Here is a 24,355-nt window from a genome sequence, read left to right on the forward strand (position 1 = left end):
GAATCGGCCCCGCTATAGCGGACGGTTTCTACTACGACTTTGGCACCGACCACGCCTTTACTCCCGACGATCTCAAACGCATCGAAAAGCGTATGAAGAAGATCATTAAGTCGGGACAGCGATTCGAGCGTGTTGTATGGGAGTCTCTTGATGACGCCCGCGAAGCGTTGAAAGATGAACCATACAAGTTGGAGCTCATCGACGATAAGTCGAAAGGCACCGTTCTTGATGAGGACGCAGATCTTGATACCGCTGGCGAGTTAACCGCGTATAACAACGTCAATCCTCGTACCGGCGAGGTCGAATGGTTCGACCTATGCCGTGGTCCTCACGTGCCGACGACGAAATACATCGCCGCTTTCGCCCTTCAGCGGAGTTCTGCTGCCTACTGGCGTGGCGATCAAAACAACGACGGTATGCAAAGGATCTATGGGACGGCTTTCGAGTCGAAAGAAGCGCTGCAAGAGTATCAGCAGCGGATGGAAGAAGCGGAACGTCGCGACCACCGTCGTCTCGGCGCTGAACTGAATCTTTTCAGCTTCCCGGATGAAATCGGCTCAGGTTTCCCTGTCTTTCATCCTGACGGCGGTATCGTCCGCAATGAAATGGAGCAGCACTCGCGGCGGCGCCACATTGAAGCTGGATATTCCTTCGTCTACACTCCGCATCTGACCAAGGGAGATTTGTTCCAAAAGTCCGGCCACCTTGATTTTTACAAGGATGGCATGTTCCCTCCCATGAAGTTGGATGAGGAACGGGATGCCGAGGGGAACATCACGAGGCCGGCTCAGGATTACTATGCCAAGCCGATGAACTGCCCGATGCACAACCTGATCTTCGCATCTAAGGGCCGGTCGTATCGCGAGTTGCCTCTGCGCTTGTTCGAATTCGGCACAGTCTATCGGTATGAAAAATCAGGCGTTATTCACGGTCTCACCCGTGCCCGTGGATTCACGCAGGACGATGCCCATATCTACTGCACCGCGGATCAGCTTGAAAATGAACTCAGCACGGTTCTTGATTTCATCATCTCGCTGCTGAAGGATTACGGGCTCGATGATTTCTATCTTGAGCTGTCGACGAAAGACCCGAACAAGTTCGTCGGTTCTGATGAGATCTGGGAGCGTTCAACGGAGATTCTCCGGCGTGTAGCAGATAAATCCGGCCTCGACCTCGTTCCGGATCCAGGCGGAGCTGCTTTCTATGGTCCGAAGATTTCGGTTCAGGCTCGTGACGCGATCGGGCGTACGTGGCAGATGTCGACCGTTCAGTTGGACTTTAACCTGCCTGAGCGCTTCGAATTGGAGTACACGGCGCCCGACGGTTCTAAGCAGCGCCCCATTATGATCCACCGCGCCCTCTTCGGTTCGATTGAGCGCTTCTTCGGGGTGCTCCTGGAGCACTACGCGGGAGCCTTCCCAGCATGGCTGGCTCCACATCAGGTCGTCGGAATTCCGGTCGCCGATGAATTTTCGCCGTACTTGGGCGAGGTCGTGGATAAGCTGCGTGCTCGGGGTGTCCGCGCCGAGGTCGATACCTCGGATGATCGGATGCAGAAGAAGATTCGCAACCATACGACTCATAAAGCCCCGTTCATGCTTCTCGCTGGTGGTCGCGATGCGGAAGCAGGTGCAGTGAGTTTCCGGTTCCTCGATGGTTCCCAAGTGAACGGCGTTCCCGTCGAGAAGGCTGTTGATGTGATCTCAACCTGGATTGAAGAGCATAACAACGAGCAGCCGACAAAGGAGTTGATTGAGGCTCGTGTCCGCGGATAACGATACTTTTGTTGACTCAGGTGCTGGTGACGCTGACCGATTGACCCGGCTGTGGGCACCCTACCGGATGTCGTATATTGCCGACGATAATCGGAACAGCAGTGACCCGTTCGAAGACATTCCGCAAGGCTCGGACGAAGAAGGGCTGATCATCGCGCGCGGTGAGACCGTGTACTGCTTGCTCAACCTGTTCCCCTATAACTCGGGGCACATGATGGTCGTCCCTTATCGTCGGGTGAAGAACCTTGAGGACCTGAACCCCGAGGAGACGGCCGAACTGATGGCTTTCACGAAAAAAGCTATCCGTTCGTTAAAAGCTGTGTCGCATCCCCATGCCGTTAATGTGGGAATGAATCTGGGTAAAGCATCGGGTGGCTCTATCGAGGAGCATCTTCATGTTCACATAGTTCCGCGATGGGCTGGCGATGCTAACTTCATGACCGTCATTGGTGGCGTGAAGGTCCTGCCACAGCTTCTCCGTGAGACACGGTCGTTGCTTGCGGAAGCCTGGGCATCATTGGACACTTCCGATGATCAACCGTCTGCTGAGCAGTCGGCTTCCGAGTCGGAATAAGGGAGAATAATGCTTGGCGTTCATGGCCGAAAACCGGCTGCAGTTGTCATCGAACCGATTGCCCGATCACTGGTTAAGGCGGGAATTTCCCCCAACACAGTGACCGTCGTCGGCACTCTCGGTGCGTGCGTAGCAGCGTTAATCCTGATCCCTACCGGTCATCTCTTTGCCGCCGCAATAATTATCGGGCTTTTAACAGCTGTAGATATGGTCGACGGCACCATGGCTCGTATACGTGGCGGGGGAACGACGTTCGGAGCGACCCTAGATGCCAGCTGCGACCGCATTACCGACGGGGCCGTTTTCGCCGCTATCGTCTGGTGGATCGTCTCCGCTCAGCAGGGAGAACGTCACCAACTGATTGCTGCGTTGATTGTGTTGGTCACCAGCCAGGTCATTTCTTATGTCAAAGCTCGGGCAGAGGCGGGCGGTCTCGACATCGTTGGGGGATTGGTGGAGCGCCCTGAACGGCTGATCATCGGTTTGGTCGGCTTAGGCCTTGAGGGCTTGGGGGTGCCGCATGTGTTAAGTATTGCGCTCTGGATTCTTGCAATAGGCTCGATTTTTACGGTGATCCAACGCATGGTCATGGCCAGCAAATCTCCGCACGCGAATGATAAAATCGCCGCACCCCATGGGGCTAAAGAATTTCCCACGAAGTAAGGACGACACGTGACACGACCCTTCGGCTTATCCAAAGAGGATCTTATCGCTGAGTCGTACGTGTGGGCCTGGAAAGGAATCACCCGAATTCCCGCCCCCGTCGCGCGGAAATTATTCACGCTCGGTGCCGATATCGCTTCTCACAGGGGGAAACAACCGGCGAGGTTACGGTCGAACCTTGCCAAGGTGACCGGTCTCACGGATGACCGAGAGCTTGATGTCGTGGTGCGGAACGCGATGAGATCATATGCCCGATATTGGATGGAAGCTTTCCGCTTACCGTCCATCATTCACTCATCGTCCCTGGACTCATTGGTGAACACAATTGAGTCGGGTATCCAGGGGGTGGACTTGTTTGATAAGTCATATCGCCAGGGGCGGGGAGTGATTCTTGCTCTCCCGCACAGTGGGAATTGGGATATGGCTGGGCTGTGGCTTGCCCAGCGCTACGGTACGTTTTCTACAGTGGCAGAACGGCTCAAGCCGGAGAAACTGTTCGATGCATTCGTGGACTATCGCGAGGAACTCGGTTTTACCGTGTTCCCGCTCACCGGTGGTTCACAAAAGCCGATGGACGGGCTCCGTGAAACTTTAGAGTCAGGCGGAGTCGTGGCCTTGTTGGGCGAACGTGATCTTTCGCACCACGGTGTCAGCGTTGACTTTTTCGGTTCTAGAACAACCATGCCGGTGGGGGCGGTACGGCTCGCTCAAGAAACGGGGGCAGCCTTACACGGCGTTCACTGCTGGTTTACCCCGAATGGCTGGGGCCATAGCGTCGGTGAGCCACTGAATACCGATAAGCCAATACCTGAGGTCGTTCAAGACCTAGCAAACGTTTTTGAGAAAAATATTTCGGAGCATCCTGAAGATTGGCATATGCTCCAACGCATCTGGAATGAAGACTGAGAGTGTGGAGGCCGAGTGCGAATCGGGATGGTGTGTCCGTATTCCATGGACGACCCTGGCGGTGTTCAAGCTCACGCAATTGAGCTGTCAGAACAGTTAATCCGGCGCGGTCACACCGTAAGCCTGCTGGCCCCAGCGTCCCTGAAGACGCATGTCCCGGACTTCGTTGTTCGGGCCGGGCGCTCAATTCCTATCCCGTATAACGGATCGGTTGCCCGCCTGAGTTTCACAGCGTCGGCATTTCATGCTGTCCGTCGGTGGTTGAATAATCACGAATTCGACCTCGTCCACATACATGAGCCGAACGCCCCAAGCGTGTCCATGATCGCGCTGAAAATGGCGAAGATTCCCGTCGTGGCGACGTATCACGCATCAGCTGATCGGTCCCGCGTTTTGGAAACGTTTATTCCGGTTCTCACGCCGATGCTCGAGCGCGTTCGTGCAGGGATCGCGGTCTCGGAGATGGCTCGTCGGTGGCAAGTGGAACAGCTGGGGGGAGATCCCATTCTCATCCCAAATGGCGTCGATACGAAGTTTTTCTCATCGGCGGACCCGCAGTCAGGAGCCGACGATGCGATCTCTCGCCTCGACCCAGACCGCCCGCGAATTATCTTCTTGGGCCGCTTTGATGAACCACGTAAAGGCCTCGATGTGCTGATTGAAGCGATGCCACGGATATCACGGGCGATTCCAGGTATCGAAGTCGTTGTCGTAGGGACCGGTGATGCCAAGGCTCTGTCGCGGCGCGTAGCCCATGTCCGGGACTCGATCACCATTCTTGGCCGGTTGTCTAATAGCGACAAGGCTCGAGCCTTTAAAGCATCGGACGTCTATGTGGCACCTCATCTCGGCGGGGAGAGCTTCGGGATCGTCCTCGTCGAAGCGATGGCTGCCGGCGCGGCGGTCGTCGCCAGTGATATTCCGGCATTTCGTGCTGTGTGCGATGACGGCGACGCTGGTTGGCTATTTCCTCCCGGGGATACGGATGCTTTGGTGGCGGCTGTCACCGAGTTGTTTTCGGACAAAGGCAAGCGGCAAGAACTCGCGCATAAGGGCTTTGAGCGGTCCCAACGGTTTGACTGGAGTCATGTTACGACAGAAGTCGAGAGGGTATATGAAACCGTGCTGGGTCCTCAGGGGGAAAGGAACTTTTCGTCGTGATACCGGTATGGGTCGCCATCGTCATCGTCGGTCTGATGGCCGTTCTGTTAGCAGGTATGTGGGCATCGTTCATAGCCACCCGCTTGCATCGATTGAATATTCGGACGGATGAAGCAGCGTTAAGCCTGGATGCTGCCTTGGGTCGTCGGGCTGCGGTGGTGTCAGCATTGTGGCCAGAACTTGCGGACGAGGCCGAAGCAACGGAACGTATCGCTTTCGACACTTCGTGCACGACGGATCGAGCACTGGCGGAGAACAGATTTGCTATGCGCATTCACGATCTTGATGACGAATCAGTGACGGTCAATGGTGCGAGAACACTAGCCGACGCTCACACACGAGTGGAACTCGCAATGCGCTTTTATAATGATGCCGTCTCGGATACCCGGACATTGCGGCTACGCCCGCTCGTGAGGTTTTTCCATCTCGGCGGTCACGCGTCGCCACCAGAGTATTTTGAGGTGGCTGGTATTGAATCCGACATTCCGGCGTCGTAAATCACTATGTAGCCTCAAGAATTGGTCGGTGAGTTTTCTGGCTCCAGAGGCGAGTAAGTACACTGTAGGCTTCAGCGTATTCTAGACAGGCCAGTCCAGTTTTAAGGAGAAGAACGACAATATGAGCAATAATGCAAATCAAAACGGACGGCATGCTACGGACAATCCACGCGGGGCCGCCCATTCCTCGTCGAATGACACAACCCACGGGACTGCACGAGTAAAGCGTGGCCTGGCGGAGATGCTAAAAGGCGGCGTCATCATGGACGTCGTCACCCCTGAGCAGGCCAAGATCGCTGAGGACGCCGGCGCAACAGCCGTGATGGCGCTGGAGCGTGTCCCAGCTGATATTCGTGCTGAGGGTGGAGTGTCTCGCATGTCGGACCCCGACATGATCGAAGGCATTATTAACGCTGTGTCCATCCCGGTTATGGCGAAAGCCCGCATCGGTCACTTCGTTGAGGCGCAGGTTCTGCAGTCGCTGGGCGTCGACTTTATCGACGAATCCGAGGTGCTGACGCCAGCAGATTATTCCAACCACATCGATAAATTCGACTTCACGGTGCCATTTGTCTGTGGAGCGACCAACCTCGGCGAAGCACTTCGACGGATCAACGAGGGCGCTGCCATGATTCGTTCCAAGGGCGAAGCGGGAACTGGCGACGTGTCCAACGCCGTGACCCACATGCGGACCATCCGTGCTTCTATTAATAAATTGAAGTCGATGGCGCCTGATGAGCTGTATGTCGCTGCTAAAGAGCTCCAAGCTCCGTACGAGTTGGTGCGTGAGGTAGCCGAGCGTGGATCTCTCCCGGTTGTGCTGTTCACGGCCGGCGGTATTGCCACTCCAGCCGATGCAGCGATGATGATGCAATTAGGTGCTGAGGGTGTGTTCGTCGGTTCAGGCATCTTTAAGTCTGGTGACCCGGAGCATCGTGCGCGCGCCATCGTTCAGGCGACGCAGAACTACGACGACCCTGAGACGATCGCCAATGTTTCGCGTGGCTTGGGTGAAGCGATGGTGGGCATCAACGTCGACGAGATCCCGAAGCCGCACCGTTTAGCAGAGCGTGGTTGGTAAAACGAGTGGATAGTAGCAACGAAAAGAGAACCCCACTTATCGGGATTCTCGCTGTACAGGGTGGCGTTATCGAACACCAGCGCACTCTAGAGCGCCTCGGAGTTCGGTCGCGTCTTGTACGCCGTCCTGCTCATCTCGACGGGGTTGATGGGTTAATTCTCCCTGGGGGAGAGTCGACGACGATGTCGAAGCTCCTCGAGCTGGGCGGATTGCTCGAACCCCTGACGGCAAAGATTCACAACGGGACGCCGACGTTCGGCACGTGCGCCGGTATGATTTTGCTGGCCAGTGAGGTTAAGGGGACACGTCCGGACGCTCACTGCCTATCCGCGCTCGACATCACGGTTCGACGGAACGCATTTGGCCGTCAGGTCGACTCCTTTGAGACGGATCTCGATTTCAAGGGGATTAGTCAACCTGTTCACGCCGTTTTTATTCGTGCACCGTGGGTCGAATCAGTCGGCGACGATACCGAGGTTCTTGCTCGTGTACCTGCCGACGACGGCAAGGGCGCTATTGTTGCAGTTCGCTCCGGTCACGGTAGGGGAAACGTACTTGCCACGTCGTTCCATCCCGAGGTGACCGACGACGACCGTGTCCACGACTATTTTGTGTCGATGGTCGAGGAATCGATGGCGTAACCCAACAAAAGACTTATTGGTGGCAGTGCCATGGCTGGGAATGTCGGGACCGAGTATTAGACTGGTTGCGATTATCCCCTTCGTGGGGCTTGCATGTGTGTTAACAACTGAGGGAGTACAACAATATGAGTGGGCACTCTAAATGGGCAACAACGAAGCACAAGAAAGCTGCGAACGATGCCAAGCGTGGTAAAGAATTTGCCAAGCTGATTAAGAACATTGAGGTAGCTGCTCGCACCGGCGGCGGTGACCCCTCAGCGAATCCGACGCTGGATGACATGATTAAAAAGGCCAAAAAGGCGTCGGTTCCCAATGACAATATCGAGCGAGCCCGCAAGCGCGGTTCAGGTGAGGAAGCCGGTGGCGCAGACTGGGAGACCGTCACCTATGAAGGTTATGGCAACGGCGGGGTAGCGATTCTTATCGAGTGCTTGACCGATAACCGTAACCGTGCCGCGACGGATGTGCGTACCGCGATGAACAAGAACGGCGGAAACATGGCGGATGCAGGGTCCGTTGCCTATATGTTCAACCGCAAGGGTGTCGTTCAGTTGCCGAAGGAAGGCAATACTGAGGATGACATCCTGATGGCCGTCCTGGATGCCGGCGCTGAAGAGGTTAATGACCTCGGCCAGAACTTCGAGGTCGTGTCCGCAGCCGGGGATCTTTCTGCCGTTCGCGACGCGTTGAAGGAAGCCGGGCTGGAGTACGATTCTGCAGAGCCGGACTACCGAGCAGACGTTAAGGTTCAGCTTGACGCGTCTGGAGCTCGGAAGATCTTCCATCTGATCGATGCACTGGAAGAGTCGGACGACGTCCAGAACGTCTACACCAATATGGATCTTTCCGACGAGGTTCTGGCTGAACTCGATAACTAAGTGAAAGCCCTCAGCGTGTGCCGAATAGGCTGTTGGCGATGGTGCAGATAGGAGTGGCGATCCAGTGCCCGTGAATACCACGTCTAAGGGTGGATCGCGCTCCTTAGAGGGGACCCGCGTCATGGGGGTTGACCCCGGTTTAACCCGGTGCGGAATATCTACGGTTCAGGCCGGGCGGGGGCGCTCCGTCCTACCTGTTGCGGTGGGGGTTATTCGAACAGACGCATCCGACGATCTTTCCACCCGTCTTCTCGACATTTCCGTGAAGATTGATGAGTGGATGGATGAGTATCATCCGGATATGCTGGCAATCGAACGTGTATTTGAACGTGGTGTAGTCTCCACTGTCATGCACACCGCCCATGCGGTGGGTGTGATTATTGTTTGTGCAGCGCGGAGAGATATTCCGGTTTATATGTACACGCCCAGTGAAGTGAAAAAAGCTGTGTCGGGGAACGGACGTGCAGATAAAAAGCAAGTCACCGCGATGGTTACGCGGGTCTTGGGCTTGGCTGAACCACCACGTCCCGCCGATGCGGCCGATGCTCTGGCGCTCGCTATTTGTCATTGCTGGCGCGCTCCCATGTTGGGGCTATCCGGTGGGCAGAATCCGGGCTGGAGCGCTTCACGACATAAGTGACGTCATAGTTGCGGCCGATGTCGTGGTGTGACGATCGTGAGTAGAGAAAAGGGGTCCCTGTGATCGATTCATTGCATGGCGAGGTTCTTCATGTCGGTCTTAATTATGTCGTGATTGAATGCTCAGGCGTCGGCTACCGGGCAACTGCTGCGCCCTCATTGCTGGGGACGCTACGAAAAGGGGAGGACGCTCGAATCCTTGTCACGATGAATGTTCGCGACGATGGGATCGACCTTTACGCTTTTGAATCCGACGAGGCCCGTCAGATGTTTGCGATGCTCCGTAAGGTTTCGGGGGTAGGGCCCACATCTGCAATGGCGATTTGTTCCATTTTTAAGCCCGACGAATTTGCTCGAATAATTACCAACGAGGATGACGCTGAACTAAGAAATGTCAAGGGCATAGGTAAAAGAACAGCGGAGCGGATCATCGTCGACTTAAAGTCGAAGGTGGCTGTATTCGATGCAGGAGATTCGGCTAGCGAACCTCAATCGGGAGTGGGTGGCAATTCGGAGGTCGACGCCGACAGTGGCGTTGTGGGTACGGTTACTCAAGCTCTTGTCGAATTAGGTTTTCCGGAAAAACAGGCAGAAAAGACTGCCACGTCCGCTGCGGCTGAGGGAGGATCTGTGTCGGAGATTCTGAAGCGCGCCTTGCGATCGATGTCATCCGAGAGGAACTAAAAGATGGGCAACATCGAAAAAACTGAGTTCCAACTACCCGATGACAAAGGTGGCTCCCAGAATCGGGGCGGGCCGGCGCCCACGATGGGAAAAGATGACGAATTTGCGTCCGGAATTCGTCCTGTTGATCCGACCGAGCAAAGCGACGATGCAGATGCCGAATTGTCACTGCGTCCGCGCAGCTTGGATGAGTTCATTGGGCAGTCCAAGGTCCGCGAACAATTAGAGTTGGTCCTCTCTGGGGCCAAGGCTCGTCGAGTTGTTCCTGATCACATTCTCTTGGCAGGTCCGCCCGGGTTGGGCAAGACGACTATGGCGATGATTATTGCCCAGGAAATGGGTACGTCACTGCGGATGACGTCGGGTCCTGCACTGGAAAAAACGGGTGATCTCGCCGCCATGCTGTCGAATTTGATGGAGGGGGATGTCCTCTTTATCGACGAAATTCACCGCATGGCGCGCCCGGCAGAAGAAATGCTGTACATGGCGATGGAGGATTTTCGCATTGACGTCATCGTCGGAAAAGGCCCGGGTGCAACGAGCATCCCCTTGGATTTACCCCCCTTCACTTTGGTGGGGGCGACCACCCGAGCAGGAATGTTGACGGGGCCGCTGCGTGACCGTTTCGGATTCACCGCGCAGATGGAGTTTTACTCGGCGGCTGACCTCACGAAAGTTGTCACGCGTGCGGCACGTCTACTCGATATTGATATTAAGGCTGACGCTGCGAAGGAAATTGCGTCGCGGAGTCGAGGTACGCCCCGTATTGCTAACCGTTTGTTGCGACGGGTGAGGGACTACGCCGACGTCCACTCTGGTGGCGTGATCACAGTAGAAGCAGCCAAGGCCGCGCTCTTGGTGTTCGACGTCGACGAGAAGGGCCTCGACCGGCTCGACCGTGCTGTTCTCGATGCGCTCGTCCGGGGACATGGGGGCGGACCTGTTGGCGTCTCGACGTTGGCGCTCGCCGTAGGCGAAGAGCCCACCACCGTCGAGGAGGTGTGCGAACCGTACTTGATTAGGGCTGGGATGATTGCTCGCACACCACGCGGCCGCGTCGCCACAGCCGAAGCGTGGAAACATCAGGGGCTGGAGCCGCCAGAGGGGACAATTGGTGCCTTCTTCTAAGAGACCTCTGGATCAATACAGCGTTATCCAGGAGCAAAGCTTTCCGAGACGCTTGCCAGATAGTCCGCCAAGTTAAAAGAATTGACTCAATGTCCCTGCTCTATGCCAAGATGGTGCCATGAACGGTCTATGGATAATTATCCTCATCCTTTTCCTGGCGTTGCCCATCATGCAGATTGTTCGGCAGAACAAGAGCATGAAGCGCATCCAGGAGTTTCGCTCCCAACTGCAGCCTGGCATGGCTGTTGAGACAGCCGGAGGCTTGCACGGTCGCGTCGTTGCGGTACGAGGCGACCTCCTCGACTTGCAAATTGCACCTGGGGTTGTTGTTGAGTGGGCCGTCAAAGGCATTTTGGGACCAGTTGCACAACAGGAATCGCCAAGCACTACTGAGCCAACCGCTAGTGAGTCCCAGGCCCAGTCAACTGTGTCGACGCAGGAGACGTCGACAGATCACGGTTCAACCGTCGAGCCGAGCACTAGTGATGAGGCTGCTGTTGACTCCCATCGGCACTCGCCGGCCAACGATAAGTAAAATCGTAATCGATAGTGCTCGGTCGTGACTGACAATCGCGCAGAGTAGATGCGCGAGTACAGTACATCGGCAGCAGACATGACATAACCTTCGGCTTCATGCTGGTTCGAACGCTCGACGCAAAACGCCGACCCTTGGGGTAAGACGATGCAGCGTGAAGCCAAGGGGTAGACTTTCTGAAGTTTGAATAGGCCGACATGAGCCTAATGTGACCTTCATACGACGGGAGACTCTTTTGGCAGCCCGGAAGAACAGAGCTCGCTCCACAAAATCCCGATGGCCGTATCGCGCCATCGGTATCTTCGTCATTTTCCTCGTAGCGGTGTACCTTCTGGTGTTCCTCACGGGAAATAAAAAGCCTGAACCTAAGTTAGGCATTGACCTTCAGGGCGGAACCCGAGTGACGTTGGTGCCTCAAGGTTCTCAGCCGTCCAATGATCAGCTTGAGCAGGCCCGGAAAATTCTCGAAAACCGCGTCAATGGCATGGGCGTCTCCGGGGCAACAGTGCAGACCGACGGGAACACACTCGTCATTACTGTCCCTGGCGATGATTCCGCTCAAGCGCGGAACCTGGGACAGACATCCCAATTGTTGTTCCGTCCAGTGCTTAACCAACAAGCTGCTGCCCAGGAAGTTGATCGGGGCAAGCTGGCGCAGACCGTCGTCGATATGGCTAATCGATGGGTAAAAGCGGATGTGATTTCGCCGGATAATGCCCAGAAGGCCCTCGACGAGCTGAAGAAGCAGTTGGAGCAATACAACAGCAGTGGTCAAGCCCAGGGCCAAGAGGCTTTTGCCATTCCCGAGTCGATGAAGATCACAGCGAAGCCAGAGGCTAAACCAGCCAACTCCATCGAAGAAAACAAGCAGCGTGAACAAACATCCGCCATGCTGCTCAAGGATCGGCAATCAGAAGACCCGACCACTTTGCAAGCGGCGGGATCCCTGTTGGAATGTAAGGGATCGGATCCGTTGGCAGGTCAGGATGATCCGGCCAAACCGCTCGTGACGTGTGATCAAGATAAGAGCGTTCACCTGCTCGATGCGGCACCAGTATTAGTGGGGCAGGAGGGGAAGAAAGATCCCCAGCGGCTCACTGGTGAGGAGATCGATACCAATTCTCCGATTACTGGTGGATACGACTCCAACAGCGGGCAAATGGCCATCACGTTCAAGTTCAAGACATCCAATAAAGATAAGGGTGGCGATACGTGGGCCGAAGTAACGCAAAAGTATCAGGGCCAGCAGGTCGCTATCACTCTCGACTCCGAAGTGATTTCTGCTCCGACGATTCAGTCACCGACGCCCGCCGGCTCGACGACCCAGATTACTGGTAAGTTCTCTGAGGCCGAGGCCAAAGACTTAGCAAACAACCTTAAGTATGGTGCGCTGCCCATCAGCTTCGCTGGTGAGAACGGTGAAAAGGGTGGTACCGCCACCACCATTCCCGCCACGCTTGGTTTTGCTTCGCTGAAAGCAGGACTCATCGCCGGAGGCATCGGCTTAATCTTGGTCGCCCTGTATGCGCTGGCCTACTACCGCGGACTCGGCGTTATCACGATTTTCTCGCTGTTGCTCTCGGCGCTACTCATCTACGGCAGCCTCGTCCTACTCGGAAGGTGGGTTGGCTACAGCCTTGACCTCGCAGGCATCGCCGGCTTGATCATCGGTATTGGTACTACTGCAGACTCCTTCGTGGTCTACTTCGAACGTATTAAAGATGAGATACGCGATGGCCGAACATTCAGATCTGCAGTACCAAAGGCCTGGGAGCGCGCTCGTCGCACTATCTTGTCCGGTAACTTGGTCTCCCTGATCGCAGCTGTCGTGTTGTACATTTTGGCTGTTGGTGACGTTAAAGGCTTCGCCTTCACCCTTGGTTTAACGACGGTCTTCGACCTGTTCGTGGTGTTCCTGGTTTCGGCACCGCTGATTATTCTGGCGTCGCGCAAGCCGTTCTTCTCTAAGCCGTCTGTGAACGGGCTCGGAGCGGTTATGCGCGTTGCGGAGCGTCGTCGCGCTGCCGGTATCAAGCTTCCGTACGACGTTGAGCGCGCTGAAAACGCCAAAGAGGATCAACCTGTACGGCGGCACATCAAGCTCGCAGATAGTCTCTCAGAAACTGATGAGTCATCGTCGGGTGGCTCATCGCGTGTCGATACCTCGAAGGAGGAGAAGTAATGAGTAAACGGCCTTTCTTCGAACGTATCTACACCGGTGAAGGCGGAATTGAGTTCGTCTCCCAGCGCCGTCGCTGGTACGGCATTTACGCCATCATCTTGGTGATCTGCCTCGTATCCATTATTTTCCGTGGATTTACCTTGGGCATCGACTTTGAGGGTGGCACGAAGATAACGATGCCCGCCGGTGACGTGTCCAAGACCGAAGTCGCCGACACCTTCCACGAGGCCACTGGGGTCGAGGCCCAGCAAGTCCAGATCATTGGCTCTGGTAATGCTCGCAATGTTGAGATCGAGTCAAAGCATCTTAACGACGACGAGATCTCCGAGGCTCGGGAAGCTTTATTCTCGAAGTACCACCCGAAAGACGCCTCGGGTAAAGAAACTCCCGACTCTATCGGTGATTCGACCGTGAGTAACTCGTGGGGGTCGACGATTACTCACCGCATGGTTCTAGCGCTGATCGTCTTCCTCGCGCTGATCTTCCTGTACATCACGGTTCGCTTTGAGCGCGATATGGCCATCGCGGCTATATCAGCACTTGCCGTTGACGCGATTGTGGTCTCAGGGCTGTATTCGATCATCGGCTTCGAGGTTTCACCAGCATCGGTTATCGGTTTGCTGACAGTCCTGTCCTACTCGCTGTACGACACCGTGGTCGTGTTCGACAAGGTTCACGAGAACACCGCAGGATTAACAAAGACGACCACGTCGACCTACGCCGAGCAGGCTAACCTCGCCGTGAACCAGACGATGATGCGATCCATTTCGACATCATTGTTCTCGATCCTCCCGATCGGCGCATTGATGGTCGTTGCGGTCTGGTTGCTCGGCGTGGGCACGCTCAAAGACCTCTCGCTCGTGCAGCTACTTGGTGTCATCGAAGGAACGTTCTCCTCCATCTTCTTGGCGACGCCAATCTTGGTTTCGCTCAAATCGCGTCAGAAGAAGTATTCCGAGCACACCAAACGTGTCGAAGAATCTCGGAAGGCTGAGTCATCGAACCAGGAGGATCAACGGGTTGCCGTAACCAGTGATGGATCAGAGATCACTGCTAGTGAAGACGCTGATTCTGAGCCATCGGCACGCTCCTCACGGAGAAGAGGCTCATCACGTATCGTTCACCACTCCGATCGAGATCCGGAGGCGGGCAGATTCCACAGTCGTGAAGGAGGCGGCGCGTCATGGCGTCCCGACGACAACCGCCGTCGCAACAACTCACCGTTTGATGGAAACTAGAAGCTGAGTCGGTACCCAACGCGCGTTCTTCGGATAGAAGATTTACGCATCGTGTTTCCTGGCTTAGTGTTCCGTATGGCACCTTCTTAACCGGTCGTGTAGTTAGAATTCCCGCCGTACAGCGCCCTTGCTCATTAATCCGAAGCAAGGGCGCTAAACTTTTCTTAACAGCACATCCTGTGTTCTTACGAATACGGCATCAGTGCGCTTTGTACGTCCATTTTCTGACACGATCGGCTCCATCCGTGTTACAGCGATTCAAGAAGTCACGTCCCCAGTTCCCGTCGGCAATGCCTTCACTACCGCGTTCCCCACGTGCCCACCTCCGCAAGATTGTGACGGCCATTTCGGGAGCCTTATTAGTCACAGGTTTAGCCGCTTGCGATACCAATGACGATGCAGGCGATGACCACGCAAACGCAGGGTTTGCCTACGTAAGTGGCAGCACCCTCACCACTGTTAACGGTGCTAGTTCACAAGGACAGGCCTCCGATGCAGCGCGATTATCCGTCCGCTTATATCCCGGCGCTTTCATCGATGGGCCCAACGGTCAGGCCTTCGTCAATAACGATCTTTTCACGTCAATCCAGGCACCTGATGAGAACCGAAGCGCTGAATACGTCATCAACCCGCGAGCCCAATATTCGGACGGCAAACCGGTTACCTGTGATGACTTTTATCTGACATGGTTTGCCCAGCATAAAAAAGAATATTTTGATTCCGATAATCCTCTAATGGAGCAGGTTGAATCAGTTACGTGCCGGCATAATGAGAAAAAGTTTCGGGTGAATTTTGCCCGCGGATACGGGTCCCGATACCAGAACCTTTTTCCGGCCGGGTCCGTTATGCCTTCCCACATCATTGCGTCTCACGCCGGGGTTGACGATTTAACTGGTGCGCTCGAATCTGCGGACTACCAGGTGGTCAAAAAAGTGGGCGATCTGTGGAAGAAGAGCTTTCTCCTGAAGGAAGATAATCTTAAGAATATTGTGTCTACTGGACCGTATTCCGTTAAGTCGATCACGGATAAGGATCCGACTACACATACGCGGTCAGTAACGCTTCAGAAGAATCCTCACTGGTGGGGTGATCCGGCGGAAATCGATGGCATCGTGGTCTATCCGCGCTCAGCATCGCTGAGCGACCTTGCTCACCACAAGTCACTCAGAGTCGTTGATAATGATCAAGCTCTTCCCTCCGAGTTCCGTTTATCGCAGGGGAAAGGTTCCGCAGAACCATCTGAGCCATCACCATCGACGGCAGAATCGTCCGAGACATCTCCATCCACGGCATCGCCAGCATCTGAGACGTCCTCGTCAGCCGTCTCGGCGTCTTCAGCAGGGCCAACCTCGTCATCACCGATGCCAACCTCCTCCGCATCTAACGCTCCCAGTGAATCGATGCCGTCGTCGGAAGCAAATAAACCAGCGACGAATGATAATGAGGGATTCCCCGCATTCTCAGTTCCGCACGACGGCGGCTCCTCGGCCTCTGCATCACGTTTGACGGTGGATTCGGAGAAATACGGTGTGATGACGATGCTCTCACGTCGGATTGACTCGCTCATCCCTGCCGACCACGGGGTCATGGCCAGTAAACGCATGCGCCAAGCGGTATCGCAGTGCATTGATCGGGCCGCTGTTGCCGAAGCATCGTCAGCCCACTCATCGATGAAGGTTCCAGCCTATGGACTTCGATTGACGCCGGCGACGAGCTCATCTTTCGATGCGGTCAGCGATGTCGCGCTAAAGCATGGAAATCACGACACCGCTGCCGCCCGAAAAGCAGCGAAGGGATCCACAGTTCGTTTGTCGTACGACCGCACGAATGATCGGTACGCCGCCATGGCAAACGCCATTCGCGAGTCCTGCCAGGAGAGCGGAATTACCGTCGATGATGTCTCGACAGACCATGCGGATAGCACCGCTCTGACGGACAGAGCCGACATTTTCCTCCAGGCAGTTGACCCCACAACATACTTTTCGACCTCGACATTCGTCGGTGGAACCATTGATGAGCGTCGGCAAGCGGAAGAAGAATTATGGGATAGCATGCCGACGATCCCATTGTCTGCTGAACCCCGCGCCGTGGTCGTACACAACGCAGTGAGTAATCTAGTGCCTAGCACCTCGAATGTTGGGGTCGGCTGGAACATGGATCGATGGAAGAAAGATCAGAATTAGATGACCGACAGTGAGTATTCATCCGCAGCCGATGCAGTGGCAAACTTAGTTCGCCGCGTGCCCGGTTTTCCGTCTGAAGGTGTGGTTTTTGAAGACCTCACTCCGGTGCTGGCAGATGCGGGCGCCTTCCGATTAATCGTCGACGAATTAGCCGAGGCTGCTCGGAGTTATCACGCAGACATCATCGGCGGGCTGGACGCTCGTGGATTCCTTTTGGGTTCTGCTGTGGCGTATCAACTGGGGCTCGGGATCCTGGCAGTGCGCAAGGAAGGCAAGCTCCCGCCACCGGTTTTTCATCGAGGCTATGACTTGGAATATGGCCACGCTGCACTGGAAATTCCGCGAGAGGGCCTGAATATTCAGGGAAAGAATATTGTTCTTATCGACGACGTTCTTGCCACAGGCGGTACATTGTGTGCCTCCCGGGCTCTATTGGAGGAAGCCGGGGCGAATGTCGCTGGATTGGCTGTCATTCTCGAAGTTGAAGCTTTGGAAGGCCGGAAGCGTCTGGCCGACCTTCCTCTAACGGTGGTGGGGGAGCGTAGTGAGTGATCGGTCGCCCTCTCGGGTTGGTTCGGTGAGTGCACGTCTGGCTCGAAGCCTGACGGGGCAGAATCGTGCAAAATATAATCCGGTGTTGGAACCGATGCTGACTATTCATCGCAAGGTTCACCCGAAAGCGGATGTTGTTCTCATCAACCGTGCTTATGAGACCGCGGCGCAGTTACATGACGGTGTTTTTCGTAAGTCTGGCGAACCGTACATCACTCACCCGCTTGCCGTAGCGACGATTTGCGCTGAGATCGGCATGGACACCACCACGATTGTCGCAGCGCTGCTGCACGATACGGTGGAAGACACTGATTACACGCTCGAACAACTTGAGCACGACTTTGGCCCTGAAGTGGCTCACCTGGTGGATGGGGTCACCAAGCTGGACAAGGTGGCCTTGGGATCAGCCGCGGAAGCCGAGACGATCAGGAAAATGATTGTCGCGATGGCCGACGATCCCGGCGTGCTGGTCATTAAAGTCGCTGATCGCCTGCACAATATGCGCACAATGCGTTTCCTCCCGCCGGAAAAGCAGGCAAGGAAAGCTCGGCAGACCTTGGAGGTCATTGCTCCGCTGGCTCACCGGCTGGGAATGGCGACGGTGAAGTGGGAGTTAGAAGACCTCTCCTTCGCCATTTTGTACCCCAAGAAGTACCAAGAAATCGTTCGGTTGGTGGCAGATCGGGCGCCGAAGCGCGACGAATATATCGCCCGAGTGTCGAAAGAGCTACAAGCCCGGCTTAAGGACTACCACATCAGTACAGAGGTCGTGGGGCGACCGAAACACTACTGGTCGATTTACCAAAAGATGATCGTTCGTGGCCGAGACTTTGATGAAATCTTCGACCTCGTCGGACTCCGCGTTCTCGTCGACTCCGTGCAGGAATGCTACGCGGCTCTGGGTGCTGTACATACGCTGTACCAACCGATGCCCGGAAGGTTTAAAGACTATATTTCTACGCCTCGCTATGGGGTGTATGAATCGCTCCACACGACGGTGATCGGGCCGGATAATAAACCTCTCGAGATCCAAATCCGGACCCACGAAATGCACTACAACGCTGAGTTCGGCATTGCGGCGCATTGGCGATACAAGGAGACCAAGGGGCACAACAAAGGTTCTGCAAAAGAACTGGACCAGATGGCATGGATGCGTCAGCTTCTCGACTGGCAACGGGAATCTGCCGATCCCAACGAATTCATGGAGAATCTGCGGTTTGATCTCTCCTCAAACCAAATTTTCGTGTTTACCCCGAAAGGGGACGCGATTACTCTGCCATCGGGTTCGACGCCTATCGACTTCGCCTACGCTGTCCACACCGAAGTTGGGCACCGATGTATTGGCGCGAAGGTCAACGGCAAGCTTCTCGCGCTCGAGTCGGAGCTCCACACCGGCGATCGTGTCGAAGTTTTCACGTCGAAAGATCCGGACGCCGGCCCATCCAAGGACTGGGAATCATTCGTCGTGTCGCCGCGTGCGAAGTCGAAGATTCGTCAGTGGTTCGCGAAAGAACGTCGAGAAGTTGCCTTGGAGGCAGGCCGGGATGCCCTCGCCGCGGAAATCCAGCGGGGCGGGCTGCCCATGCACCGGCTCTTTACTCCCGAATCGATGCAAACTATCGCTGGTCAGCTGAGTTTCAACTCCGTCGACCAGCTATACACCGCGATTGGCAATAACAACATTACGGCTGGTCGCGTCGTTAACCTGCTGATGGAGCAGTTTGGGGGACAGGAGGAGGCGGAAGATGCGCTTGCGGCCCGCACTCCTTTGTCCCAGCTCAGGTCAAAAAAGAATTCTCGTGCCGATTCGGCGGGGGTTCTTGTTGAAGGCGACGCCGACTACATGGCGAAGCTGGCCAAGTGCTGTACTCCCGTCCCCGGCGATGACATTTTCGGATTTGTGACCCGGGGTGGTGGGGTTAGCGTTCACCGCACAGACTGCACTAACGCTCCGAAGCTGAAAGAAGAGCCTGAACGCCTGATTGCCGTGTCGTGGGCGGCAGAGCGTAGTGGAGCTGTCTTCACGGTGACGCTGCAAATCGAAGGGCTTGATCGCCAAGGGTTGCTATCCGATGTCACCCGGGCCGTGTCAGAACAGAAGGTCGCTATCTTGGCGACGAATTCTCACACTGCTGAAGACCGCGTTGCGGTGGTCCGTTTCACGTTCGAGGTCTCTGACGTCAAACAGCTTGGCTACTTGATGACCCAGCTGCGGAACATTGAAGGTGTCTTCGACGTTTTCCGAGTCACGTCGGGCGGATAGTGGCGTCACGCCTGGCACGTGGGACACCAGAAGAGGTTTCTGCCGTCGACCTTGCGCTCGACAATAGTGGTTCCACAAACGTAGCAGGGGAGCCCGGCACGTCGGTAAACATAAACCTCGCCACCATGAGCATCGACGCGTGGTTCCCGCCCCATGGCCTCAGGCGTGTGTTCTGGCCGAACGGTGTCGATTCTCCCCACGCGGAACCCCATCGTCATCGTTTCGACGAGGTCATTCCATATCGCATGGAGGTCGTCGTCGGTAAGATCTTTACCTTGCAGCTCAGGGTTAAGCCCTAACCTGAATAGTGTTTCGGCGCGGTAAATATTTCCGACGCCTGCGAAGATGTGCTGATCCATCAGCAAGGTACTAATCGGTTTCGACGACCGTTTGATTCGTTGATAGCTGCGGCTGGGATCGGCATGTGGGTCGAGTGGGTCAGCCCCGAGTTTCCCGATAGCGGTGTCTTTTTCTTCATCGGTGATGAGCCGGCACCACTGTGGACCGCGTAAATCAGCTGCCCATGTGTCGGATGCTATTCGTAAACGAACCTGGCCTCGTGGTTCCGCGAGGTCTGAAATACGAAGGCTTCCAATGAGACCTAAGTGAATATAAACGATATGTGCTGCTTGGTTAGCCTCGAAGTCAATGAACAAGTGTTTTCCGTGCGCTTCGGCGTGCTTGAGCACGGTGTGGTTGAGCTGCTCAGCCTCTGTTGCGAATCGCCCCTGTGGCGAGCTAACAACAGTTTCTTGTCCGGCGAATTCGCGGTTCAGTGATGAAGCGAGCCGATGAATGACGTGGCCTTCGGGCATTCCTTAACTTCTTTCAGAGGGGTAACTGCACACGTTGTAATTGGGCACTATAGTGCGTTATTGAAAATAATTTATATTTAGTAATGTGTCTTTACTGGTAACAGCAATCGCAACCTCGATCGCATAAGCCCTGATTGGTCTCCTTTTTCTATGACACAGCGGAGTGTACAAGACTTCATTACACTCGATGACGGTCCATTAATGAGAAAGGGCGATATTTAATGACTGCAGCATCACAAACAGTGAAGGGCGTTATCTCCCGGGCAAAAAAGGAGCCCGTTGAGCTAACAGACATCGTTATTCCGGAACCAGGCGATAACGACGTTATTGTATCCGTTAAAACCTGCGGGGTTTGCCACACGGACTTGGCGTACCGCGATGGCGGCATCAACGACGACTATCCATTTTTACTCGGGCATGAGGCGACCGCCGTCGTCGAGCAGATTGGTTCACGAGTCACTCATGTGGCCGAGGGGGACACGGTCGTTTTGAACTGGCGTGCAGTGTGTGGCGAGTGTCGCGCGTGTAAACGCGGGGAGCCACACTTGTGCTTCAACACGTTCAATGCGTCGAAGCCCATGACACTGACCGACGGAACTGAGCTGACACCAGCGCTGGGAATCGGCGCTTTTGCCGAAAAGACCCTGGTCCATGAGAAGCAGTGCACGAAGGTTGATCCCGACGTTGACCCTGCCGCCGCAGGCCTGTTGGGATGCGGCGTCATGGCAGGACTCGGGGCAGCCGTTAATACGGGGCAGGTCAAGCGTGGTGAATCCGTCGCAGTGATCGGCGCTGGCGGTGTTGGCATGGCCGCTGTTGCTGGTGCAGCCTTAGCCGGCGCGACGAAGGTCATCGTTATCGACGTCTCCGATGACAAATTAGAAAAAGCCAAGGAGTTCGGTGCGACGCACACGATCAACCCCAAGTCGTTAGCGTCTGATGGCGACGACGAGGATGCCTCTCCCGAGGAGCAACCAGTTGTCAAGGCGGTCAAGGACCTTACGGATGGCTTCGGTGTCGATGTAGCCATCGACGCTGTCGGCGTTCCGCAGACCTTTACTCAGGCGTTCTACATGCGTGATCTCGCTGGCCGCGTCGTTCTCGTTGGTGTTCCAACCCCGACCATGAAACTCGAGCTACCTTTCCTGGACGTCTTCTCCCACGGCGGAGCCATCAAGCCATCCTGGTACGGAGATTGCCTACCAGAACGCGATTTCCCCATGTACGTATCTCTCTTCCAACAAGGGAAATTCCCCTTGGATAAGTTTGTCAGCGAGCGCGTCGGCATCGATGAGGTCGAGGACGCTTTCGAGACCATGAAGAAGGGCAATGTTTTGCGCTCTGTGGTGGTGGTATAACGATGGATTCCTGGAAACTGACAACTGAAGGCCAGAGCGAATCGGGCCTAAAAATTAGCCGGGTCGTCACGCACGGTGTATTCGCACTCGACGGCGGCGAGTGGGAAGTCGATAACAACATTTGGGTCATCGGCGACGATTCTGAATGCATCATTATCGACGCTGCCCACACGGCCGATCCGATCATCGACGCCGCCGCAGGTCGCACGGTGAAAGGCATTGTGTGCACCCACGCGCACAACGATCACATCACGGTCGCGCCAGAGTTGGCAGAAAAACTGGACACGCGGATCTTCGTCCATCCCGGTGACCAGATGTTGTGGGAGCAAACGCATCCCGGAGTCGCTCACGAGGACCTCGACGATGGGGAACAGTTCAGCATCGCCGACACAGCGATGTCGGTCATTAACACTCCGGGCCATTCACCGGGGTCGTGCTGCCTGTACCTTCCCGAGGCGCATGTCCTTCTTTCCGGCGACACCTTATTCGCCGGTGGGCCCGGCGCGACGGGACGATCGTTTTCATCATTCCCGACGATTATCGATTCGTTGAGGACACGTATCTTGACGCTGCCTGAGCGGACGGAAGTGTACACGGGGCACGGTGATGCCACGTCGATCGGTGAAGAAGCACCTCATCTCGAGGAGTGGATTGAACGAGGGTACTAGTGGGGGATGTGCTGCCGCGTGACACATTGATCAGATGCCGTCACGCGGCATTTTCGTATCGCAGCACTGGTGGTATGAATATATGAAAAATGCCGACATCGAAGGTGATGCCGGCATTCTGAAGCCTGATCGCGGTGGAGCTCTAAGCGCTAGCTCACTGCAGCACTGGTGATCTTGACTTCCTCATTGGGTGCGGTATTGCCGCTTTCATCCTGAGGCTTAGCGCCCTTGTCAGCAATACCATCGATGGTTTTCAGACCGTCGTCAGAAATCGAACCGAACACGTTGTACTTGGGGGGAAGTGGCGAGTCCTTATAAACGAGGAAGAACTGAGATCCGTTGGTGTCCTCACCGGAGTTCGCCATCGCGAGAGTTCCGCGCTTGTAGTTAAAGGTCCCCTCTTTGTCGCTGTCGGACACAGAGTTTGAGGGGTATTCATCCTTGAACGTGAAACCGGGGCCGCCCTTGCCCGTGCCTGAGGGGTCACCGCACTGAAGGACAAAAATGCCTTCTGTGGTGAGACGATGGCACACTGTGTCGTTGTAGAAACCTTGTTTAGCGAGAGACTCAATCGCATTGACCGTACACGGGGACTTGGAACGATCCATGGTGACCGGAATATCGCCCTGGTTCGTGTGCAAAGTGACGTTCACCGTTCCCTTTGCCGGCACATTGTCACTCTTAGGGAGATCGGCCTGTTTTGAATCAGGCTGGTCCGCCTTGGTGTAGTCACAGGTTACCGAATCGCCATAGTCCGCTTTTACGGCTGGAAGATCCTGATTTTTTTGCTGCTCAGTCGTGGTCGTATCAGCCGATGCCGCCGTGTTGTCGTGGTCGTCACCGCCAGACGTTGCTGCCCAATAAATCCCGCCAGCTACTGCAACGAGAATGACGACAGTAGCGACGACGACTCCGAGGGGCCGTGCTTTCTCCACACGGTTACGCTTTTTCAGCTCTTTCTCTAGCGCTGAGAAGGCTTCCTCGCGCCTTTCTTTGTTGGTGCTCACAAACAATCACTTTCTATCAGTCTTGTGAATGACGGTTGGGGCTGCAGAACCATAGTTGCACGTGATAATAATTGCACGTGATAGGCGGCGACTAGTTTCCCGCTCCGACATCCTACTATGCCTACCATGGTCTTATGACTAACGACGTGACTATCACTATGACCACAGTCGGAGCCTTAAGCACGAATTGCTACATATGCACGCGTGGCAACGAAGCCATTGTTATTGATCCAGGACACGGAGCCCATGTACCCGTTTTATCGTATATGGAGGACCACGGCCTCACCGTGACTGGAGTGTATTTGACGCACGGGCATCTGGATCACAGCCGAGATGCGGGAATTATCGCCAACCGTTTTTCAGTTCCAGTTTGGCTCCACGAGGCCGATGTATTCATGCTCGAAGACAGTGATGGCGCCTTCCGGGACATTGATCGCATTCTTGACCACGACCACATGGAACAGCCTGAACGTGTAGAGCATTACGACATTTCGTGGATGGATGGCACCGTCACCGACCCGCACAGTGGCACCTATCCCGAAGTCTCTATTGGCGGGCAGACTACCCTCGAGACAGCCGTCGGCACGTTCACAGTCGTTGGGGCACCTGGGCATTCCCCTGGATCGACCATGCTTTTCCTGGGGGAGACGTGTTTCGGAGGCGACGTCCTCTTCCGCGGTGGCATTGGCCGGACGGATTTGCCCGGCTCCAACCCGCATTCCATGAAATCGACGCTGGCCGACGTCGTTAAGAAACTTCCACAAGAGACCGTGATTCTCCCTGGACATGGACCAAGCACCTCCATCGAGGAGGAGCTTCAGCAGAATCCATTTCTCCGCGGCCTGTAGCAAGCGTCACTTCGTTGAGGGGCGGTTACAGCACGCGGGGTCGCCGTCGGTCGGCCAGCTGATCGCCCCCATTCGCTAT

Annotated in this window: 23 protein-coding genes; 21 read left to right on the forward strand and 2 right to left on the reverse strand. The window is 55.4% G+C overall.

The genetic code is table 11. The features are described from left to right. From thrS to Q3981_RS03390, 18 genes are all read left to right on the forward strand, one after another. Nucleotides 1–1,775 (forward strand): threonine--tRNA ligase (gene thrS, locus Q3981_RS03305; protein WP_303123880.1); only part of this gene is annotated, 1,775 nt, incomplete at its 5' end. Continuing rightward, nucleotides 1,762–2,349 carry an HIT domain-containing protein gene (locus Q3981_RS03310; RefSeq protein ID WP_204088545.1) on the forward strand — a complete coding sequence of 196 codons (588 nt, stop codon included), beginning with the start codon at nt 1,762–1,764 and terminating at the stop codon, nt 2,347–2,349. The genes thrS and Q3981_RS03310, both read left to right, overlap by 14 nt. 9 nt (nt 2,350–2,358) lie before the next feature. Continuing rightward, the gene (gene pgsA, locus Q3981_RS03315; protein WP_221926678.1) at nt 2,359–3,012 is read left to right on the forward strand and encodes a phosphatidylinositol phosphate synthase; all 654 of its coding nucleotides are present in this window, start codon (nt 2,359–2,361) and stop codon (nt 3,010–3,012) included. A gap of 9 nt (nt 3,013–3,021) precedes the next feature. Beyond that, the gene (locus Q3981_RS03320; protein ID WP_303123883.1) at nt 3,022–3,918 is read left to right on the forward strand and encodes a phosphatidylinositol mannoside acyltransferase; all 897 of its coding nucleotides are present in this window, start codon (nt 3,022–3,024) and stop codon (nt 3,916–3,918) included. Between the two features lie 15 nt (nt 3,919–3,933). Then, nucleotides 3,934–5,079, forward strand: coding sequence for a glycosyltransferase family 4 protein (locus Q3981_RS03325; protein WP_303123885.1), 1,146 nt, complete (start codon nt 3,934–3,936; stop codon nt 5,077–5,079). Continuing rightward, nucleotides 5,076–5,576, forward strand: coding sequence for a hypothetical protein (locus Q3981_RS03330; protein WP_052722261.1), 501 nt, complete (start codon nt 5,076–5,078; stop codon nt 5,574–5,576). Before Q3981_RS03325 ends, Q3981_RS03330 begins: the two co-directional genes overlap by 4 nt. A 121-nt stretch (nt 5,577–5,697) precedes the next feature. Beyond that, entirely contained in the window at nt 5,698–6,657 is a 960-nt protein-coding gene (pdxS, locus tag Q3981_RS03335) for a pyridoxal 5'-phosphate synthase lyase subunit PdxS (protein WP_303123888.1), read from the forward strand. Between the two features lie 5 nt (nt 6,658–6,662). Next, nucleotides 6,663–7,298, forward strand: coding sequence for a pyridoxal 5'-phosphate synthase glutaminase subunit PdxT (gene pdxT / locus Q3981_RS03340; protein WP_303123890.1), 636 nt, complete (start codon nt 6,663–6,665; stop codon nt 7,296–7,298). Nucleotides 7,299–7,423: 125 nt separating this feature from the next. Then, entirely contained in the window at nt 7,424–8,176 is a 753-nt protein-coding gene (locus Q3981_RS03345) for a YebC/PmpR family DNA-binding transcriptional regulator (RefSeq protein WP_221923764.1), read from the forward strand. 121 nt (nt 8,177–8,297) lie between these two features. Beyond that, on the forward strand, nt 8,298–8,816 hold the full coding sequence (gene ruvC, locus Q3981_RS03350; protein WP_296136626.1) for a crossover junction endodeoxyribonuclease RuvC: 519 nt from the start codon (nt 8,298–8,300) through the stop codon (nt 8,814–8,816). Nucleotides 8,817–8,875: 59 nt separating this feature from the next. Next, nucleotides 8,876–9,499 carry a Holliday junction branch migration protein RuvA gene (ruvA, locus tag Q3981_RS03355; protein WP_303123892.1) on the forward strand — a complete coding sequence of 208 codons (624 nt, stop codon included), beginning with the start codon at nt 8,876–8,878 and terminating at the stop codon, nt 9,497–9,499. A gap of 3 nt (nt 9,500–9,502) precedes the next feature. Then, entirely contained in the window at nt 9,503–10,627 is a 1,125-nt protein-coding gene (ruvB, locus tag Q3981_RS03360) for a Holliday junction branch migration DNA helicase RuvB (protein ID WP_303123895.1), read from the forward strand. A gap of 118 nt (nt 10,628–10,745) precedes the next feature. Then, nucleotides 10,746–11,162 carry a preprotein translocase subunit YajC gene (gene yajC, locus Q3981_RS03365; protein ID WP_303123897.1) on the forward strand — a complete coding sequence of 139 codons (417 nt, stop codon included), beginning with the start codon at nt 10,746–10,748 and terminating at the stop codon, nt 11,160–11,162. A gap of 217 nt (nt 11,163–11,379) precedes the next feature. Continuing rightward, entirely contained in the window at nt 11,380–13,344 is a 1,965-nt protein-coding gene (secD, locus tag Q3981_RS03370) for a protein translocase subunit SecD (RefSeq protein WP_303123970.1), read from the forward strand. Next, nucleotides 13,344–14,582 (forward strand): protein translocase subunit SecF, encoded by a 1,239-nt coding sequence (gene secF, locus Q3981_RS03375; RefSeq protein ID WP_303123899.1) that lies wholly within the window; start codon nt 13,344–13,346, stop codon nt 14,580–14,582. The genes secD and secF overlap by 1 nt, the downstream gene beginning before the upstream one ends. Before the next feature lie 245 nt (nt 14,583–14,827). Further along, nucleotides 14,828–16,765, forward strand: coding sequence for an ABC transporter substrate-binding protein (locus Q3981_RS03380; protein WP_303123901.1), 1,938 nt, complete (start codon nt 14,828–14,830; stop codon nt 16,763–16,765). After that, nucleotides 16,766–17,317: an adenine phosphoribosyltransferase gene (locus Q3981_RS03385; protein ID WP_012731664.1), complete on the forward strand. Its 552-nt coding sequence runs from the start codon at nt 16,766–16,768 to the stop codon at nt 17,315–17,317. After that, nucleotides 17,310–19,580 (forward strand): bifunctional (p)ppGpp synthetase/guanosine-3',5'-bis(diphosphate) 3'-pyrophosphohydrolase, encoded by a 2,271-nt coding sequence (locus Q3981_RS03390; protein ID WP_303123905.1) that lies wholly within the window; start codon nt 17,310–17,312, stop codon nt 19,578–19,580. The genes Q3981_RS03385 and Q3981_RS03390 overlap by 8 nt, the downstream gene beginning before the upstream one ends. Nucleotides 19,581–19,585: 5 nt before the next feature. Here the strand turns inward: Q3981_RS03390 and Q3981_RS03395 are convergent, their stop codons facing one another. Then, entirely contained in the window at nt 19,586–20,395 is an 810-nt protein-coding gene (locus Q3981_RS03395) for an Fpg/Nei family DNA glycosylase (protein WP_303123910.1), read from the reverse strand. Nucleotides 20,396–20,616: 221 nt separating this feature from the next. On the opposite strand from Q3981_RS03395, the gene Q3981_RS03400 reads away from it, so the two are divergent. Further along, a complete protein-coding gene (locus tag Q3981_RS03400) occupies nt 20,617–21,753 on the forward strand; it encodes an S-(hydroxymethyl)mycothiol dehydrogenase (RefSeq protein WP_303123912.1) in 1,137 nt (378 codons plus the stop codon). Nucleotides 21,754–21,755: 2 nt separating this feature from the next. After that, nucleotides 21,756–22,421 carry an MBL fold metallo-hydrolase gene (locus Q3981_RS03405; RefSeq protein WP_303123914.1) on the forward strand — a complete coding sequence of 222 codons (666 nt, stop codon included), beginning with the start codon at nt 21,756–21,758 and terminating at the stop codon, nt 22,419–22,421. A gap of 149 nt (nt 22,422–22,570) precedes the next feature. On the opposite strand, the gene Q3981_RS03410 is transcribed toward Q3981_RS03405, so the two are convergent. Continuing rightward, a complete protein-coding gene (locus Q3981_RS03410; protein WP_221926667.1) occupies nt 22,571–23,428 on the reverse strand; it encodes a peptidylprolyl isomerase in 858 nt (285 codons plus the stop codon). A gap of 134 nt (nt 23,429–23,562) precedes the next feature. Here Q3981_RS03410 and Q3981_RS03415 point away from each other — a divergent pair, with 134 nt between their 5' ends. Then, entirely contained in the window at nt 23,563–24,276 is a 714-nt protein-coding gene (locus Q3981_RS03415; protein ID WP_303123919.1) for an MBL fold metallo-hydrolase, read from the forward strand. The last annotated feature ends 79 nt before the right edge of the window (nt 24,277–24,355 follow it).

It is taken from the genome of Corynebacterium sp. (genome assembly GCF_030530965.1).
Taxonomy (GTDB): domain Bacteria; phylum Actinomycetota; class Actinomycetes; order Mycobacteriales; family Mycobacteriaceae; genus Corynebacterium.

Excerpts from the sequence above, each read along its gene's own strand:
- Q3981_RS03345 (WP_221923764.1), top strand. The coding sequence starts at position 7,424 with ATGAGTGGGCACTCTAAATGGGCAACAACGAAGCACAAGAAAGCTGCG.
- secF (WP_303123899.1), top strand. The coding sequence starts at position 13,344 with ATGAGTAAACGGCCTTTCTTCGAACGTATCTACACCGGTGAAGGCGGA.
- Q3981_RS03415 (WP_303123919.1), top strand. The coding sequence starts at position 23,563 with ATGACTAACGACGTGACTATCACTATGACCACAGTCGGAGCCTTAAGC.
- Q3981_RS03400 (WP_303123912.1), top strand. The coding sequence starts at position 20,617 with ATGACTGCAGCATCACAAACAGTGAAGGGCGTTATCTCCCGGGCAAAA.
- pdxS (WP_303123888.1), top strand. The coding sequence starts at position 5,698 with ATGAGCAATAATGCAAATCAAAACGGACGGCATGCTACGGACAATCCA.
- ruvC (WP_296136626.1), top strand. The coding sequence starts at position 8,298 with ATGGGGGTTGACCCCGGTTTAACCCGGTGCGGAATATCTACGGTTCAG.
- Q3981_RS03385 (WP_012731664.1), top strand. The coding sequence starts at position 16,766 with ATGACCGACAGTGAGTATTCATCCGCAGCCGATGCAGTGGCAAACTTA.
- Q3981_RS03395 (WP_303123910.1), bottom strand. The coding sequence starts at position 20,395 with ATGCCCGAAGGCCACGTCATTCATCGGCTCGCTTCATCACTGAACCGC.
- ruvB (WP_303123895.1), top strand. The coding sequence starts at position 9,503 with ATGGGCAACATCGAAAAAACTGAGTTCCAACTACCCGATGACAAAGGT.
- yajC (WP_303123897.1), top strand. The coding sequence starts at position 10,746 with ATGAACGGTCTATGGATAATTATCCTCATCCTTTTCCTGGCGTTGCCC.
- Q3981_RS03405 (WP_303123914.1), top strand. The coding sequence starts at position 21,756 with ATGGATTCCTGGAAACTGACAACTGAAGGCCAGAGCGAATCGGGCCTA.
- pgsA (WP_221926678.1), top strand. The coding sequence starts at position 2,359 with ATGCTTGGCGTTCATGGCCGAAAACCGGCTGCAGTTGTCATCGAACCG.